Genomic DNA, 14,355 nt, shown 5'->3' with positions numbered 1-14,355 from the left:
GAGGTTCACTTCAGGCCGAGTTGCTTGCGCATGGCGGCGGTGATCGACTGGCGGGTCCCGGCGTAGTCCTGCCAGGGGGCGTTGCCCTCGGCCAGGCGCTCATCGATGTTGGTCAGGGTCCATTGATTGGCACCCTTGAGCCCGGCCAGCTCCTGCGGCCAGATCGGCACCGACACCGGCAGGCCTTCGCGGGCGCGCAGCGACCAGGCGCAGGCGGTGGTCGCCCCCAGGCCGTTGCGCAGGTAGTCGATGAAGATCCGCCCGACCCGGTTCTTCGGCCCGGACACCGCCGACAGCCGCTCGGGGAACAGCCCGGCCAGATGGCGGACGATGGCGTGGCTGAAGTCCTTGACCTCGTCCCAGCCAGCCCTGCGTTGCAGCGGCACCACGACATGGATGCCCTTGCCGCCGCTGGTCTTGAGGAAGCTGCGCAGGCCCAGCTCCTCCAGCAGGGTGAGGGTCAGGGTGGTGGCCTCGACCATGGCCTTCCATGGCAGCTTCGGGTCCGGGTCGAGGTCGAGGACAAAGCGGTCGGGGCGCTGGAACTGCTTGTCGGTGGCATTCCAGGTGTGCAGTTCGAGCATGTTCATCTGCACGGCGGCGAGCAGGGTGTCCTCGCGGTTGATGACCATGGCTGCCTGGCCGGCCGTTGCCTTGTCGTAGGTCTTTATCCGGGGCAGGTCGAGGGCGGCGGCGTGCTTCTGGAAGAACAGCTCGCCGTCCAGGCCGTCCGGGGCACGCACCAGCGCTACCGGGCGGTCCTTGAGATGGGGCAGGAGCAGCCCGGAGACCTTGGCGTAGTACTCGGCGATATCCCGTTTGCGGGTACCGCTGCCGGCATCGACGATGCGATCGGGATGGGTCAGGCGCAGGGCCTTGGTCGCGGCTTTCTGCGTGGGCATGGGGCGCTCCAGTTCGATGGCGCTGGCCGGTTTGTCGTTGCGCAGTCCGTGGAATACCGCGTGGCGGACGATGCCGTCGCGGGTCATCTGGGCGAAGCTGACTTCCGCCAGCAGGTGCGGCTGCAACCAGTGCACGCCCCGGACTTCGGCGCCGCCGGGCGGATTGGCCAACGGTGGACGCTGGCTGTGCAGGGGCTGCAGTTGCTTGAGCAGGCGCTGCAAGGTGGCCGCGCTGAAACCGGTGCCGACCTTGCCGGCATAGCGCAACCGCTCGCCGTCATGCAGCGCCAGCAGCAGGGCCCCGAAGCCCGTGCGGCTGCCTTTCGGGTCTGTGTAGCCGACCACCAGGAACTCCTGGCGCTGCTGGCACTTGAGCTTGATCCAGTCGCTGCTGCGCTGCCCGCTGTAGGGGCTGTCCTGGCGCTTGCCAATCAGCCCTTCGAGGTTCATCCGGCAGGCGCTGGCCAGTAGCGAGTCGACCGGTTCGGCGAAGCTGGTGGAGTAACGCAACGGTTCCGGGGCATCGGCCAGTAGCTTTTCCAGGGCGGCGCGCCGCTCCTGCAATGGCAGCGTCCGCAGGTCGTGGCCATCGAGCCAGGGCAGGTCGAACAGGTAGTAGAGAAGGGCAGCGTCGTCCTCGCTGTCGAAGGCGTTCTGCAAGGCCTGGAAATCCGTCAGGCCGTTGTCATCGAGCACCACCATCTCGCCATCGAGCCAGGCGGACTTGAGCTTGAGCTTTTTCAGCGCGGCCACCTGGCGTGGCATCTTCGCCGTCCAGTCGTGGCCATTGCGGGTAAACAGCTGCACCTTGCCGTGCTTTATGCGGGCGAGGATGCGGTAGCCGTCGAACTTGATCTCGTAGTGCCAGTCGCCTGCGGGCGGTGAGTCGACCAGGGTCGCCAGTTGTGGCTTGAGGGTTGCGGGCAGGGCCGTCTTGCGCGTACCGCGCGTGGCGTTCTTCGGCGCGGCCCGGGTGGCCGGCAGGCTGCGGTCGCTGAGCACGCTGTCCGGCTCGGCCTGGAGGATGTCGTAGTCGCTTTCCTCGCGGGCCCGGCTGTCCGACGACTTGACCAGCATCCACTGCTCCTTCTTCCCGGCCAGGCGGGTACGGAACAGGTTCCAGCGGCCAGCGAGTTTTTCCCCTTGCAGCTCGAAGCGCAGATGGCCCTTGGCGTAGCCCTGGTGCGGATCGCCTTCGGGGATCCAGATGCCGCGATCCCAGACGATCACATCGCCAGCGCCGTAATGACCCTCGGGGATATGCCCCTCGAAACTGGCGTAGTCCAGGGGATGGTCCTCGACATGCACCGCCAGGCGCTTGACCTTGGGATCCAGCGACGGCCCCTTGGGGATCGCCCAGCTTTTCAGGGTGCCATCCAGCTCCAGGCGGAAGTCGTAGTGCAGGTGGCTGGCGTCGTGTTTCTGGATGCAGAACTGCAACGCCTGGGCCTTGCCCCGGGCGCGCTTGCCGGCGGGTTCCGGGGTGGCGGCGAAGTTGCGCTTGCGCTGGTATTCCTCAAGTGGCTTGACCATGGCGAATGCTCTGTTTCCGGCGTCCTATCCAGTGGGAGAGGGCGGGCTCGAACGGAGTTCAATCGGCGTGGCGACCGGGCGGCAGAAAGACTGAATCATTGGCCAAGGGCGTGAGTCGACTCAGGTACAGCCCATCCGCAATCGAGGTTGCCATGATCGAGAAAAGCGCAAAGCCCGCCACCCACGTTCCCCAGGAAATCGACGATCTGCAGGACCGCATGGGTGAAATTCGCGAGCTGGATTTCAGCGAGCGCCACGACGAGCGCCAGGGCCGCGCTGGCGACGCGCGACCGGCGGAAGAAGTGAACCGCGAATTTCCCGCCGAGCGCGTCGAGCGCAGTGGCATGAGTGGTGGTGAAGCCCTCAGCGAAAGCCTGCATGAAGACAACGTCACCTGGGACGACCTGAGCCCCGACACCCTGTACGACCAGAGTGGTGCACGCGATCCGTCCGAGCGCGGCGGCGATGGCCCGGTGGACAAGCAACTGCGTCGTGTAGATGAAAACGAGATTGGTGGCGGCATCGGTCTCGACGAAGCCGAACTGGCCCGCTCGGCGCCGCTGGACGGCAAGCCCTGGACCGACCGTGTCTCGCCCGCTGAAGGCGACGAAGAATCCTGATCGAAGGAGGACAAGACCATGAGCGAACAACACTGTGCCTGCCCCGGATGCACCTGCGAGGTGGACGCCAATGCCGTGCAGCAAGGCGGTGAGGCCTATTGCTGCGAAGCCTGTGCCAGCGGTCACGCCAATGGCCAGGCGTGCCGGATGAGCGAGTGCCATTGTGGCGATGACAAGGCCAGGCAGCCGGATGAATCAAATATGGACAACGCGCTGGAAGAGACTTTTCCGGCGAGCGATCCGATCTCGCCGTGACAGTATCGGGACCGGGTTCCCGGTCCCGTTCATCCGCTATCTGGATAACGCCGAAATCAGTTCAGCCTTCTTCATTTTCGATCGCCCGGCGATGTTCTGTTTGCGTGCCTTGTCCATCAGCTCCGCTTTGGTCATGTCTTCCATCGGCTGATCGGGGCGGGGCTCGCCTTGCCTGGTCCTGGCTGCGCGCCGGGCCGACGACTGGCGCGAGCGGTGCTTGGCGGCCTCGCTTTTTTTCTGCCCCGAACCCCCGGCTCTTTCGCCGCCGCCGGACTGCTTGTTGACCGTGGCCCAGGCCCGGGCTTCGGCTTCATCCTTGGGCACGCCTTTGGCCTGATAGCTGTCCTCGATATGTTCGGCTTTGCGCTTCTGTGCTTGGGTGTATTTGTCCTTGCTTCCACGTGGCATGGGGAAAACCTCTGGTGGTTGTGTTGAGGGTTCGGCGATACGGCTCAAGGGGGGCACCACGTCCCGCCAGCTTTCTCGCAATCGATCCGTGCCTTGCGCCCGAGGGGACCATTGCTGGTGGCTATGGGATTGGCCAGGCTTTCCTGGGGCAGGGTCGCGGATGGCCATTTCCCGGGTTTCACAGTGGTGGATCCGGAGCCTTGCCCGGTTCGGTTTGCAACGGCCCATCGAGCTTCAGGCGCTGCAGCAGGTTGCGTGCATCAAAGGGGGCACGGACTTTCAGGTCGTTGTCGAAATAGCAGTACACCCTCTTGCCGCCCTTGCAGGCGTCCTCGCGCCGGCCGGCCAGTTGCGCATCGCCCGGCTGCTGGCCGCGATGCCAGGTACGGATGCGTCGGGCCCAGTTGCGCAGGGCCGCCTCGGTGTAGCCGCTGGCATACAGCTCGGCGTCGCCATGCAGGCGCAGGTAGACGAAGTCGGAGGTGAGATCTTCCAGGCAAGGCCATTTGCCCGCTGTGTCGGCTACCACCAAGGCAACCTTGTGCTGGCGCAACAGGTCGATGAAGGCTGGATCGCGGAAACTGTCGTGGCGGATTTCCATGGCATGACGCAGCGTGCCCTTGCCCGGGCTGGCGAAGGCGCCATCCTTCTTCAGGCGCTCGGCGCAGTGCCGGGCACATTGGCTGGCAGCGTGATGGTCTTGGGGCAGGCGCTGGAGGAAATTGGCAAGGCGCTGCGCATCGAACTTCAGGCTCGGCGGAAGCTGCCATAGGATCGGCCCCAGCTTGGCACCCAGTTGCAGTACTCCCGAGGCGAAGAAATTGGCTAGCGGTTCATCGATGTCCTTGAGCCGGCGGACATGGGTGATATAGCGAGGTGCCTTGACCGCGAAGACGAAGTCGTCCGGCGTGTCGTCGCGCCATCCGGCGTAGCGTTGTGGCGTTTGCAGGGCATAGAACGAACCGTTGATCTCGATGCTGTTCACTGCCCGCGAAGCAAACGCCAGCTCCCGTGCCTGGGGCAGTCCCTCGGGGTAGAAGACTCCGCGCCATGGGGCATAGCGCCAACCGGAAATGCCGATGCGAATTTCGCTCACCGTCTCGCCCCTTATCGTGTCCTTGAGGGTGCGACTGGAGTAGCGCGCGAGGTGTTCATGAAGATGGACGAGTGGTTGTTCCCGGTGTGCCGCCGCTATCTGAAAAACGGAACTTTGCCCCTCCCGGGTTTTCCACCGAATGGCGGGCCGGCGTCGCCCGGCCATGACGAGGAAGCTGCCATGAAGTTTTCCCGCTTTGCCCAGAAGCTGGCCAACTGGACGGGTCGGCCCCTGACGTTTGCCATTGCCTTCGGGCTGGTCCTGGCCTGGGGGATCAGCGGTCCGTTGTTCCACTTCAGCGACACCTGGCAACTGGTGATCAATACCTCGACCACCATTGTTACCTTCCTCATGGTGTTCCTCATCCAGAACACCCAGAACCGCGATACCGATGAGCTGCACATCAAGGTCGACGAACTGCTGCGAGCCACGCGCCGGGCGCATCAGGCCCTGCTGGGGCTGGACGACCTCGACGAAAAGCAGTTGCACGAATTGCGCAAACGCTATCAGCACCTGGGCGAGCTTGCCGAGGACAAGGGCGCCGACAAGGAGCCGCGCGGCCGGCACGCCCGCTGACCCAAGGAATCACAGCACGAGGTGAGCATGGCCAGTCATATCATTCACTTCACCGGACCGATCAACGCCTCTACTTGCGGCAACCTCATCAGCACCTGCTCCAAGGCCCTGCAGCAGGGCGCCGAGCGGCTGCAACTGAACATCGCCACCATGGGCGGCGAATGCAGCTACGGCTTCAGCCTGTACAACTTCCTGCGCTCGCTGCCGGTACCGGTAGCCACGCACAATCTGGGCACGGTGGAGTCGATGGGCAACATCCTCTTTCTCGCCGGCGAGCGGCGTACCGCCTGTGCCCTGAGCAAGTTCCTGTTCCATCCGTTCCACTGGACCCTGCATGGCTCGGTGGATCATGCACGGATGGCCGAGTACGCCATGAGCCTGGACTACGACCTGGAGCTGTATGCGCGGATCGTCGAGGAACGCACCCAGGGAGCCGCGGAGGTGCTGGATATTCCGCGCTACCTGATGGCGCATCCGCGCATCGTCACGCCGGAGGAGGCGATTCGCTGCGGGCTGATTCAGGCGGTGGATGATTCGGTGATCGGGATGGAGGTGGTGCAGTGGAGTGTGCATGCCTGATCGGACACAGGAACCATGGTGGGTCGGGAACTCTGTGGGAGTCCGCCCAGCCTCTCAGGCTGCGCTGTCGCGCAGAGAACAGGTCTAAGAGCGGCGCGGACCCTGTGGGAGCGGGTTTACCGGAACGCCGGACCGCCGCGATTGCCATGGTGAGTTCGCTACAGTAATCGCGGGTAAACCCGCTCCCACAAGTTCCCGTTAGATCAATGAGTTATGTGTTGTTCTATGAGAGCTGGCTTGCCAGCGATAACGATGCTGAATTCACCGACGTAATCGCTGGCAAGCCAGCTCCCACAGGGTCCTCATTGCCCTTGAATCAGACTCGAAGGACTGCATCATTCCTGTGCGCCTTGCTACATCACCGTGCACTTCCCGGCCTTGAACCGCTTTCATGACACCCCCCACGCCAATGACGATATGATGTTTCAAATTATTACGCGTGCGATGGGGGGAAAATGCCGCTCAAGGATTTGTTGCTGGCGCTGGTGGTGATCGTTGCCTGGGGCCTGAATTTCGTGGTGATCAAGGTCGGACTGGACGGCCTGCCACCGATGTTGCTGGGGGCGCTGCGCTTCATCCTGGTGGCGATTCCGGCGGTGTTCTTCATTCGCCGACCGCAGTTGCCGTGGCGCTGGTTGATCGCCTATGGCTCGACCATTTCCCTCGGGCAGTTCGCCTTTCTCTTCGAAGCCATGCATAACGGCATGCCGCCGGGCCTGGCCTCGCTGGTGCTGCAGTCCCAGGCCTTCTTCACCATGATCTTCGCCGCCGTGTTCCTCGGTGAGCGTCTGCGTGCGGCCAGCGTCCTCGGGCTGCTGGTGGCGGCAGGCGGGCTGGCGCTGATCGGCAGCGAGAACGACAGCCACGTGCCCTTGCTGGCGCTGGTCCTGACCCTGTGTGGCGGGGCCTGCTGGGCCATGGGCAATATCATCACCCGGCGCTTCGGCAAGATCGATCTGGTCGCCCTGGTGATCTGGGGCGCGCTGATTCCGCCGCTGCCGTTCCTGGCGTTTTCCTGGTACCTGGAGGGCCCGGCGCTGATCGAGTCGTCGCTGCGCAATATCGGCCTCAACTCGATCCTGGCGCTGATCTACCTGGCGGCCGTCGCCACCATGCTCGGCTACGGATTGTGGAGCCGGCTGCTGTCGCGCTACCCGGCAGGCAAAGTGGCACCGTTTTCGCTTCTGGTTCCGGTGGTGGGCCTGACATCGTCGGCCTGGCTGCTGGATGAACGCCTGAGCGCGGTGCAGTGCTGGGGCGGTCTGCTGGTGATGCTGGGGCTGCTGATCAATGTGTTCGGGCCACGCCTGCGCGACGCATTGCGTACCGCCCAGGCCTGAAGATGCCACTGGTCGGGGATTACCGATATGACCGGTCAGTCTGCAAATGTCCGGCTAGTCTCTGAAGCATTGAGACCGATATTTTCAGGTCCTCCGCTGGAGGATCGGTATCGGTCGCTTTCAGAGGGGAGCAGGAAAATGAAGGATCAATTTCTCGAAGACCTCGGCGATGAGTTTCCGATCAACGCTGTGGTGCGCTGCGGTCAGTCCGCATTCCGCCTGGGCTTTGCCCACATGACCCTGGACGATGCCCAGGTCACCTTCAAGTCGCGGGTACCGGCTCGTATCGAGAGCCGCCGGTTCCTGCCCGCCGCACTGCCGAAACGCTGAACCCGTGCCGCTCGTAGGCGCTTGCGGCTAGCTGCGCAAAGCGTCGACGGGTACGCGGTTCGTGCCAATTGATGCCGTTTTGCTTGATCTCGCTCATTGCGCCGCCCGGCGGCGCTGGAGCGTGATGGCAATCTATGCCTTACTACGTGCCGTCAATGCGCTGATTCCAGTGGAGGAAAGCAATGCGTATCAGGGAAGAAAAATACTGGGAATGGGCGGACGCCATGTTGCACAGCCGCAGTCATGACGAGGTGCTCAGCGACGGCACCAGCATCGATGTCCAGGTTCGGCTGTCGCGCACCGGCGCGACCCAGCTGTTCCTCGGCGTGTATGCCCGGCAAGGCAAGGCGCTGCTGGAGGAGTACTACCCGTCGCGGCCCGGCGAGAGCATGAGCCGGGCGCTGGTCTGGGGTGTCGATCGGGCCAGGGCGCTGGTCGCCGACCTGCAGCCGGAGGAGCCGCAGGTGCTGTTGCGCCAGGCGTAGACAGTAATCACCGAACAGCCGGAGCTGTCCCAGGGTAGCTCCGGCTTTTTCATGCCTGCCTGTCAGTGGCCGTGGCGCGCGCGGCTGGCCTGGACGATGCGCGCTGCGGGCACGCGCAACTGGGCCAGCAGGTAGTCGGCGAATTCAGCGTTGTAGGGCTGGCGGGCGATGGCCTGGCTCATGCAGTCGAGCCAGATTTGCGCGTGCTGTTCATCCATCGGCCATTGCGCGTGGAATGACGGGATGCCGATCGGGCCGTAGCGCTCGGCGAACAGCCGCGGCCCGCCGAGCCAGCCGCTGAGAAAGCACGCCAGCTTGTCCCGCGACAGGCTCAGGTCGGCGGCGTGCATGCGCCGCACCGGCCGGGCAGCGGGGTCCTCATCCATGATGGTGTAGAAGTCGTCCACCAGCCGGCGCAGGCCATCGAGGCCGCCGGCGGCCTGGTAGGACGCATCGCCGGTGCCGAAAGCGGGTTGGGTCATGGGTCGGGTGCTCCGGGGAAAAGCCGCATTCTAACCAACGACAGGCGGCGGACCTTGATTCCGGGCATGAAAAAGCCCGGCCTTGCGGGCCGGGCTCAAGCGGACGGAAGACTCAGCTGAGGCGGTCGATGACCCGAACGCCCTGGCCTTCACGCAGCGCTGGCCACTCCTGTTGCAGGGTTTCCAGCACGCGGCCGACGAACTGGGTATCAGCGGCCGCTTTCTTGCCGACGTAGCCCTGGCCACGACGGTACATCTTCATCCGGGCACGCATGCCGGGTTTGCGCTGTTCGAATTCATCTTCGGTGGTGCAGGGCGACAGGCTGTCGATATGCACGTCACCGGCGTCGCAGATCCACAGGATGTGGCTGTCGAGCGTGTCTTTGCGCGCAGCGAACAGTTTGGCCAATTCCTGGATGGTCGGTTTTTCGTTCAGGTTCATCATTAAAGCCCCCATGACTCTTCAGTGATTGATTTCTCGCTCTGGCGCTACGTCATGTAGCGCACTACCAAGGCTGCTACAGCAGCAATCGCAACAGGGGCTTTCTTCACTCTGCCTTTTGGACAGTCCCACTCCACGGACGGTCTCGAAGTATCGCTCGATCCGTCTGGAACACCCTTGCCAGCCCTCCCGATCGGGGAGATGGGCTCATCATGCAGAGGGCGATGAATGGCGTCAACAGCTTTTGTAGTAATTTTTTTCTTGCACTACAAAATCGTTTTTCGACCGCCTGGTCGCGTTTTGTAGTGCGCTGTTTGGTTGTCCTACAAAATCCGCGGTGCAGCTTTGCGGCCAATGGCCGACGTATTGACCGGGGTCAGTTTTCTCCGGTGTGCCCGGGAGGATCATCGAAATACAGGGCAAAGTCGCGACGCAGAGCGCTTGCCAAGGTTGTTTGCCAGCGAGGTGACGATGAGCCAGCCAGATCTTTCTTCTTCCAGCCGCAGCGCCAGGCCGGCGTTGCCCATCGGCCTGCTGGTCGGCATCGCCGCCCTGGTAGTGGTGCTGATGCTGCCGCTACCGGCTGACCTGCCGGTGGCCGGGCAACGGGTCCTGGCGATCCTCGCCTTTGCCGTGGTGATCTGGATCACCGAGGCGGTGTCCTACGAAGCCAGTGCGATCATGATTACCTCGCTGCTGGCGTTTCTCCTCGGCACCGCGCCGACCCTGGCCGACCCGAATCTCACCTATGGCTCCTCCGCCGCGGTGGGCATGGCCCTGACCGGCTTCTCCAACACGGCCCTGGCGCTGGTGGTCGGTGCGTTGTTTCTCGCCGCCGCCATGACCCACACCGGGCTGGACCGGCGCATCGCCCTGGTCACCCTCGACCGCATCGGCGTCAGCACCCGGCGTATCCTGCTCGGTGCGGTGGTGGTTACCATCCTTCTCAGCCTGGTGGTGCCCAGCGCCACGGCGCGCAGTGCTTGCGTGGTGCCGATCATGATGGGGGTGATCGCTGCGTTCGGCGTCGACAAGCGCTCCAACATCGCCGCCGGGATCATGATCATCGTCGCCCAGGGCACCAGCATCTGGAACATCGGTATCCAGACCGCCGCCGCGCAGAACCTGCTGACCGTGGGCTTCATGGACAAGATGCTCGGCGCCCGGGTGTCGTGGATCGACTGGCTGATCGCCGGGGCGCCCTGGGCAGTGCTGATGTCGCTGGTGCTGATCGTCGTGGTGCTGAAGATGCTGCCGCCGGAAACCGACAGTATCCCCGGCGGCAAGGCGGCGGTGGCCGAGCAACTGGCCGCCCTGGGCCCCATGAGCGGCCCGCAGAAACGCCTGCTCGGGGTGTCCCTGGCCTTGCTCCTGGCCTGGGCCACCGAGGGCAAGCTGCATGCCTTCGACACCACTTCGACCACCTACGCCGGGCTGGTCCTGCTGTTGCTGCCGCGCTTCGGCGTGATGACCTGGAAGGACGTGCAGGCGCGGATTCCCTGGGGCACGGTGATCGTCTTCGGTGTCGGTATCAGCCTCGGCACCACGCTGCTCACCACCCAGGCCGGGCAATGGCTGGGGGCGCAGGTGGTGGCCCATACCGGGCTGGATCAACTGGGTACTCTGGGCGTGTTCGCCATCCTCGGCGCATTCCTGATCCTCATCCACCTCGGCTTCGCCAGTGCCACGGCGCTGACCTCGGCGCTGCTGCCGATCCTCATCGCCGTGCTGCAGACCCTGCCGGGAGACTTCAACCGACTGGGCATGACCATGGTGCTGGGTTTCGTGGTCAGCTACGGCTTCATCCTGCCGATCAACGCACCGCAGAACATGGTGTGCCTGGGGACTGAGACCTTCAACGCGCGGCAGTTCGCCAAGGTCGGTATCGCCGTGACCCTGGTTGGTTACCTGTTGATGCTGGTGTTTGCCGCCACCTGGTGGCACTGGCTGGGCTGGATGTGAAAACGGCGGCCTGAAGGCCGCCGTTTCATCAGAAGTTCGCCGGGGTGTTGGCGCTGATGATCTCGGCCTCGTCCTGGCCGATATTCTTGAAACTGTGGGGCAGGGTGGTGGGGAAGTAGTAGCCGTCACCGGAGTTGAGGATGCTCACCTGGCCATCGACCCGCAGTTCGATGGTGCCACGGGTGACCAGGCCGCATTCCTCGCCTTCGGCATGCACGATCGGCTCTTCGCCGGAGTCGGCGCCGGGCGCGTACAGCTCGCGCAGCATGCGCATCTGCCGGCCTTCGACGCTGGCGCCGACCAGCAGCATGCGCATGCCGCTGCGGCCCAGGTCGGGCTGCTCGGCGGCGCGGAAGACGAAGCGTTCTTCCCGTGGCGGCTCGTCGAAGCTGAAGAACTCCGCCAGGGACATGGGAATGCCTTCGAGCAGCTTTTTCAGGGAGCTGACCGAGGGGCTGACGCGGTTCTGCTCGATCTGCGAGATCGTCGAGTTGGTCAGGCCGCTGCGTCGGGCCAGTTCCCGTTGGGAGAGCTTGTTGCGTTCACGCACCAGTCTGAGTCGTGTCCCCGTGTCCATAGCCGCCTTGGTGTTAAGAAGAAAAAATGGGCGACGCATTAAAACACAATCACAGGGACAGCGCGCAGTGTGGCGGCACTCTGTGTATTGCGTGGGAGCGGGTTCCTGCGTCGTTCTAGCGCTTGGAGACGGGCCAAAGTCCTACCAGCACCAGCAATACCGCTGCCAGCAGCCACGGCAAGCGTGGGTCCAGGCTGTAGACCAGGGTTCCGGCCAGCGGTCCGATCACCACACCAAGTCCTTGCATGGCGCCGATCGAGCCGGCAGTAGCGCCCTGTTCCGAAGCCTCCACCGCGTTGGCCGCCATGGCCGCGAAGGCCGGGAAGATCCAGCCCATGCCGGCGGCGCAGATGAAGAACCCGGCCGAGAGCATCACGCTGTTCACGGCGAAGGCACTGACCACGAAGCCCAGGGCGGCAACGCCGGCACCAACGCGAATCATCCGTAGCGGCGGCCATTGCAGCTTGCGCACCAGTAGTTGGGAGAATATCAGCGCCACACCGACCATGGTCAGGGCGATCCCCGCGGACTGGGCTGCGGCACCAGGTTCAAGGCCGAGGCGGTCGAGGGCGAAGAAACCCACGGTGATCTGCGCCAGAGACACGCAGAGCATGGCGACGAAGGCCGTCGCCAGCGGCCGGCGCAGGCGCGGGTCGGCCAAGCGCACCGGACGTGGTGGCTGGGCCAGATGCAGTTCCTGGCGCTCCAGCTTGTGGCGCAGCACCAGCAGGGCCAGCAGCGGCAGGATCGCCAGGGCATACATCGGCAGGCTCAGGCTGAAGCGCGAGAGCAGGGCAGCCAGCGCCGGGCCGAGGACCAGGCCGACGGCATTGGCGGCACCCAGCGAGGCCATGGCCCGGGCCCGGTTGGTGGGTTCGACGTTATCGGCGATCAGCGCGTTGCTGCCCACCGGCAGGGCCGCATAGAAGGCGCCGATCAGGCCACGGCCGAGCATCATCCCGGCGAAGGCGATGGATGCCGGTGGCAGCCAGCGCAGGGCGCCGTCGATGAACAGGCACAGAGCCAGATAGGCGACGCTGAAACCGCCGGCGCCGAGCAGCAGGATGCGCCGCCGACCATAACGGTCGCTGGCTCGGCCCCAGGGGCGGGCCAGGAGCATCCAGATCAGCCCGGACACGGTCATGGCCGCGCCGGCCTGCCAGGGGGCCAGTTGCAGGACCCGGGCGATGGGGCCGATCAGCGAGACGAAGGCCATCATGGCGATGGTGCAGGCCATGTGGGCGAAGAGCAGGGGGCGCAGGTCGAAGGCAGGGGCTACCTGGGCTTGGGTCATAAGGAGTCCGAGGCTGTTGTGGTGTTCTTGAAGGCCTCATCGCTGGCAAGCCAGCTCCCACAGGTACTGTAGGCACCTAACTTGTGGGAGCTGGCTTGCCAGCGATGAGGCCCGAAAGGCCGACCATTGTGCCCCGGTCTGAAACAAATCCTGAAGATAAAACCGGTATTTACGTTTTTTCTGCCGTCACCACAGCGCCAGGGTGTAGCCGAGGATCAGCCGGTTCTCGTCGATATCGGTAGTCAACCCGCCACTGGAGCGGAAGGTCGCATTCCTCAAGCGCACGCTGAAATTCTTCAACGGCCCGCTCTGCACCACGTAGGCGATATCGGTATCCCGTTCCCATTCCTTGCCGCCGCTGACCGTGGCCGTCTCGATGTTCTTGCCGTTCACGTAGCGGGTCATGAAACTCAGCCCGGGCAGGCCGAAGCTGGCGAAGTTGTAGTCGTAGCGCGCCTGCCAGGCGTCGGTCTCGGCCTTGGTGAAGACGTTGACCGTGACCAGGTTGACCGAATACGGGTCCAGTCCCGGATAGGCGAAGTCACCATCGCCAGACAGGTTCTGGTAGCCGAGGCCGAATTTGTGCGCACCGACGCCGAGGGTCAGCATGCCGTTGAAGAAGCGGTTGTCGATCTTGCCGCCATCGACCCGGCTGGCCGAGCGCAGGGCGTCGTGGCCGGTTTCGCGGGTGTCGAAGTAGCGCAGGTCGCTGCGCAGGTTGATGCCGTCACCCAGCGGCAGGTCGTGGACCAGGCCGGTGTAGTGCTGGCGGTAGATGTCCTGCATCTGCGCGTAGTAGTAGCTCACCGCCAGGCGCGGGGTCAGGGCGTAGGTGCCGCCGGCCAGGTCGAGGTGGCTGCTTTCGACGCCGGCGTAGCTCATCTCGTCGTTGCTCGATGAGTCGCGCAGGTTCTGCTTGTCCAGGCGCCCGACGTTGAGGGTCAGGCCGTCGATGTCCTGGGAAGTCAGCAGGCCGCCGCTGTAGGTCGACGGCAGCAGGCGCACATCGTTGATCGCCGCCACCGGCAGCATGGGTTGCAGGGTGCCGAGCTTGAGGGTGGTCTTGCTGATCCGCGCCTTGGCGGTCAGGCCCAGTTCGCTGAACTCGTCCACCGGCTCCTGGCTGGCGCCGTAGGGCAGCAGGCCGGTACCGCGGCGATCGCGGCTGGAGTCGAGCTTGATGCCGAGTTCACCCAGGGCATCGATACCGAAACCGACGGTGCCTTCGGTAAAGCCGGACTCCAGGCGCAGGATGAAGCCCTGGGCCCATTCCCGGGCCTGGCTTTGCGGGGCGTTGTCCTGGCGGAAATCGCGGCTGAAGTAGAAATTGCGAGCTTCCAGGCTGCCTTTGCTGTCCTTGATGAAATCGGCCTGGGCGAGAAACGGTGTACAACTGGCGCAGACAGCGGCGCCGGTCGCGAGGAAACGACGGGGGAGGGACATGGACTTCATACCTGTTGTTTTTGTTGTGGTG

Annotated in this window: 16 protein-coding genes; 8 read left to right on the top strand and 8 right to left on the bottom strand. The window is 64.2% G+C overall.

The window, feature by feature from the left end; translation table 11 throughout:
* Nucleotides 1-5 precede the first annotated feature (5 nt).
* A complete protein-coding gene (gene ligD, locus ACODSK_RS01970) occupies nt 6-2,435 on the bottom strand; it encodes a DNA ligase D (protein ID WP_489013476.1) in 2,430 nt (809 codons plus the stop codon).
* A gap of 152 nt (nt 2,436-2,587) precedes the next feature.
* Between ligD and ACODSK_RS01965 the strand changes: the two genes are divergently transcribed.
* Entirely contained in the window at nt 2,588-3,055 is a 468-nt protein-coding gene (locus ACODSK_RS01965) for a phosphotransferase system, HPr-related protein (RefSeq protein ID WP_489013475.1), read from the top strand.
* 18 nt (nt 3,056-3,073) lie between these two features.
* Nucleotides 3,074-3,310: a metallothionein gene (locus tag ACODSK_RS01960; RefSeq protein WP_489013473.1), complete on the top strand. Its 237-nt coding sequence runs from the start codon at nt 3,074-3,076 to the stop codon at nt 3,308-3,310.
* Nucleotides 3,311-3,346: 36 nt separating this feature from the next.
* Here the strand turns inward: ACODSK_RS01960 and ACODSK_RS01955 are convergent, their stop codons facing one another.
* Together ACODSK_RS01955 and ACODSK_RS01950 are read right to left on the bottom strand one after the other, a co-directional pair.
* Entirely contained in the window at nt 3,347-3,718 is a 372-nt protein-coding gene (locus ACODSK_RS01955; protein ID WP_489013747.1) for a Rho termination factor N-terminal domain-containing protein, read from the bottom strand.
* Nucleotides 3,719-3,896: 178 nt separating this feature from the next.
* A complete protein-coding gene (locus tag ACODSK_RS01950) occupies nt 3,897-4,814 on the bottom strand; it encodes a DUF72 domain-containing protein (protein ID WP_489013471.1) in 918 nt (305 codons plus the stop codon).
* A gap of 180 nt (nt 4,815-4,994) precedes the next feature.
* On the opposite strand from ACODSK_RS01950, the gene ACODSK_RS01945 reads away from it, so the two are divergent.
* From ACODSK_RS01945 to ACODSK_RS01925, 5 genes are all read left to right on the top strand, one after another.
* Nucleotides 4,995-5,390, top strand: a complete 396-nt coding sequence (locus tag ACODSK_RS01945) for a low affinity iron permease family protein (protein WP_489013470.1) — start codon at nt 4,995-4,997, stop codon at nt 5,388-5,390.
* A 27-nt stretch (nt 5,391-5,417) separates the two neighbouring features.
* The gene (locus ACODSK_RS01940) at nt 5,418-5,969 is read left to right on the top strand and encodes an ATP-dependent Clp protease proteolytic subunit (RefSeq protein ID WP_489013468.1); all 552 of its coding nucleotides are present in this window, start codon (nt 5,418-5,420) and stop codon (nt 5,967-5,969) included.
* A 455-nt stretch (nt 5,970-6,424) separates the two neighbouring features.
* A complete protein-coding gene (locus ACODSK_RS01935; protein WP_489013467.1) occupies nt 6,425-7,309 on the top strand; it encodes an EamA family transporter in 885 nt (294 codons plus the stop codon).
* Between the two features lie 138 nt (nt 7,310-7,447).
* Nucleotides 7,448-7,639: a hypothetical protein gene (locus ACODSK_RS01930; protein WP_489013466.1), complete on the top strand. Its 192-nt coding sequence runs from the start codon at nt 7,448-7,450 to the stop codon at nt 7,637-7,639.
* Nucleotides 7,640-7,821: 182 nt separating this feature from the next.
* On the top strand, nt 7,822-8,124 hold the full coding sequence (locus ACODSK_RS01925; protein ID WP_489013464.1) for a hypothetical protein: 303 nt from the start codon (nt 7,822-7,824) through the stop codon (nt 8,122-8,124).
* Nucleotides 8,125-8,186: 62 nt separating this feature from the next.
* Here ACODSK_RS01925 and ACODSK_RS01920 read toward each other — a convergent pair whose 3' ends face one another.
* Both ACODSK_RS01920 and ACODSK_RS01915 read right to left on the bottom strand, forming a co-directional pair.
* Nucleotides 8,187-8,606, bottom strand: coding sequence for a group II truncated hemoglobin (locus tag ACODSK_RS01920; RefSeq protein ID WP_489013462.1), 420 nt, complete (start codon nt 8,604-8,606; stop codon nt 8,187-8,189).
* 112 nt (nt 8,607-8,718) lie between these two features.
* Nucleotides 8,719-9,051, bottom strand: coding sequence for a hypothetical protein (locus ACODSK_RS01915; RefSeq protein ID WP_489013461.1), 333 nt, complete (start codon nt 9,049-9,051; stop codon nt 8,719-8,721).
* 468 nt (nt 9,052-9,519) lie between these two features.
* On the opposite strand from ACODSK_RS01915, the gene ACODSK_RS01910 reads away from it, so the two are divergent.
* A complete protein-coding gene (locus ACODSK_RS01910) occupies nt 9,520-11,010 on the top strand; it encodes a DASS family sodium-coupled anion symporter (protein WP_489013459.1) in 1,491 nt (496 codons plus the stop codon).
* A 28-nt stretch (nt 11,011-11,038) separates the two neighbouring features.
* Here ACODSK_RS01910 and ACODSK_RS01905 read toward each other — a convergent pair whose 3' ends face one another.
* The 3 genes from ACODSK_RS01905 to ACODSK_RS01895 all read right to left on the bottom strand — a co-directional run bounded on the left by ACODSK_RS01905 (nt 11,039) and on the right by ACODSK_RS01895 (nt 14,324).
* Entirely contained in the window at nt 11,039-11,587 is a 549-nt protein-coding gene (locus ACODSK_RS01905) for a cupin domain-containing protein (protein WP_009408871.1), read from the bottom strand.
* Between the two features lie 115 nt (nt 11,588-11,702).
* Nucleotides 11,703-12,881: an MFS transporter gene (locus ACODSK_RS01900; protein ID WP_489013457.1), complete on the bottom strand. Its 1,179-nt coding sequence runs from the start codon at nt 12,879-12,881 to the stop codon at nt 11,703-11,705.
* A 186-nt stretch (nt 12,882-13,067) separates the two neighbouring features.
* On the bottom strand, nt 13,068-14,324 hold the full coding sequence (locus tag ACODSK_RS01895) for an OprD family porin (RefSeq protein ID WP_489013455.1): 1,257 nt from the start codon (nt 14,322-14,324) through the stop codon (nt 13,068-13,070).
* Between the last annotated feature and the right edge of the window lie 31 nt (nt 14,325-14,355).

The sequence above is a fragment of the Pseudomonas sp. FG98 genome (assembly GCF_057808595.1).
The sequence above is the reverse complement of the archived record's forward strand: the minus strand, read 5'-3'. Positions and strand labels throughout refer to the sequence as shown.

What these genes read in the sequence shown, in the direction of transcription:
- ACODSK_RS01930 (WP_489013466.1), top strand. Translation starts at nt 7,448, where the DNA reads ATGAAGGATCAATTTCTCGAAGACCTCGGCGATGAGTTTCCGATCAAC.
- ligD (WP_489013476.1), bottom strand. Translation starts at nt 2,435, where the DNA reads ATGGTCAAGCCACTTGAGGAATACCAGCGCAAGCGCAACTTCGCCGCC.
- ACODSK_RS01935 (WP_489013467.1), top strand. Translation starts at nt 6,425, where the DNA reads ATGCCGCTCAAGGATTTGTTGCTGGCGCTGGTGGTGATCGTTGCCTGG.
- ACODSK_RS01940 (WP_489013468.1), top strand. Translation starts at nt 5,418, where the DNA reads ATGGCCAGTCATATCATTCACTTCACCGGACCGATCAACGCCTCTACT.
- ACODSK_RS01925 (WP_489013464.1), top strand. Translation starts at nt 7,822, where the DNA reads ATGCGTATCAGGGAAGAAAAATACTGGGAATGGGCGGACGCCATGTTG.
- ACODSK_RS01905 (WP_009408871.1), bottom strand. Translation starts at nt 11,587, where the DNA reads ATGGACACGGGGACACGACTCAGACTGGTGCGTGAACGCAACAAGCTC.
- ACODSK_RS01960 (WP_489013473.1), top strand. Translation starts at nt 3,074, where the DNA reads ATGAGCGAACAACACTGTGCCTGCCCCGGATGCACCTGCGAGGTGGAC.
- ACODSK_RS01900 (WP_489013457.1), bottom strand. Translation starts at nt 12,881, where the DNA reads ATGACCCAAGCCCAGGTAGCCCCTGCCTTCGACCTGCGCCCCCTGCTC.
- ACODSK_RS01955 (WP_489013747.1), bottom strand. Translation starts at nt 3,718, where the DNA reads ATGCCACGTGGAAGCAAGGACAAATACACCCAAGCACAGAAGCGCAAA.
- ACODSK_RS01895 (WP_489013455.1), bottom strand. Translation starts at nt 14,324, where the DNA reads ATGTCCCTCCCCCGTCGTTTCCTCGCGACCGGCGCCGCTGTCTGCGCC.
- ACODSK_RS01920 (WP_489013462.1), bottom strand. Translation starts at nt 8,606, where the DNA reads ATGACCCAACCCGCTTTCGGCACCGGCGATGCGTCCTACCAGGCCGCC.
- ACODSK_RS01910 (WP_489013459.1), top strand. Translation starts at nt 9,520, where the DNA reads ATGAGCCAGCCAGATCTTTCTTCTTCCAGCCGCAGCGCCAGGCCGGCG.
- ACODSK_RS01915 (WP_489013461.1), bottom strand. Translation starts at nt 9,051, where the DNA reads ATGATGAACCTGAACGAAAAACCGACCATCCAGGAATTGGCCAAACTG.
- ACODSK_RS01945 (WP_489013470.1), top strand. Translation starts at nt 4,995, where the DNA reads ATGAAGTTTTCCCGCTTTGCCCAGAAGCTGGCCAACTGGACGGGTCGG.
- ACODSK_RS01965 (WP_489013475.1), top strand. Translation starts at nt 2,588, where the DNA reads ATGATCGAGAAAAGCGCAAAGCCCGCCACCCACGTTCCCCAGGAAATC.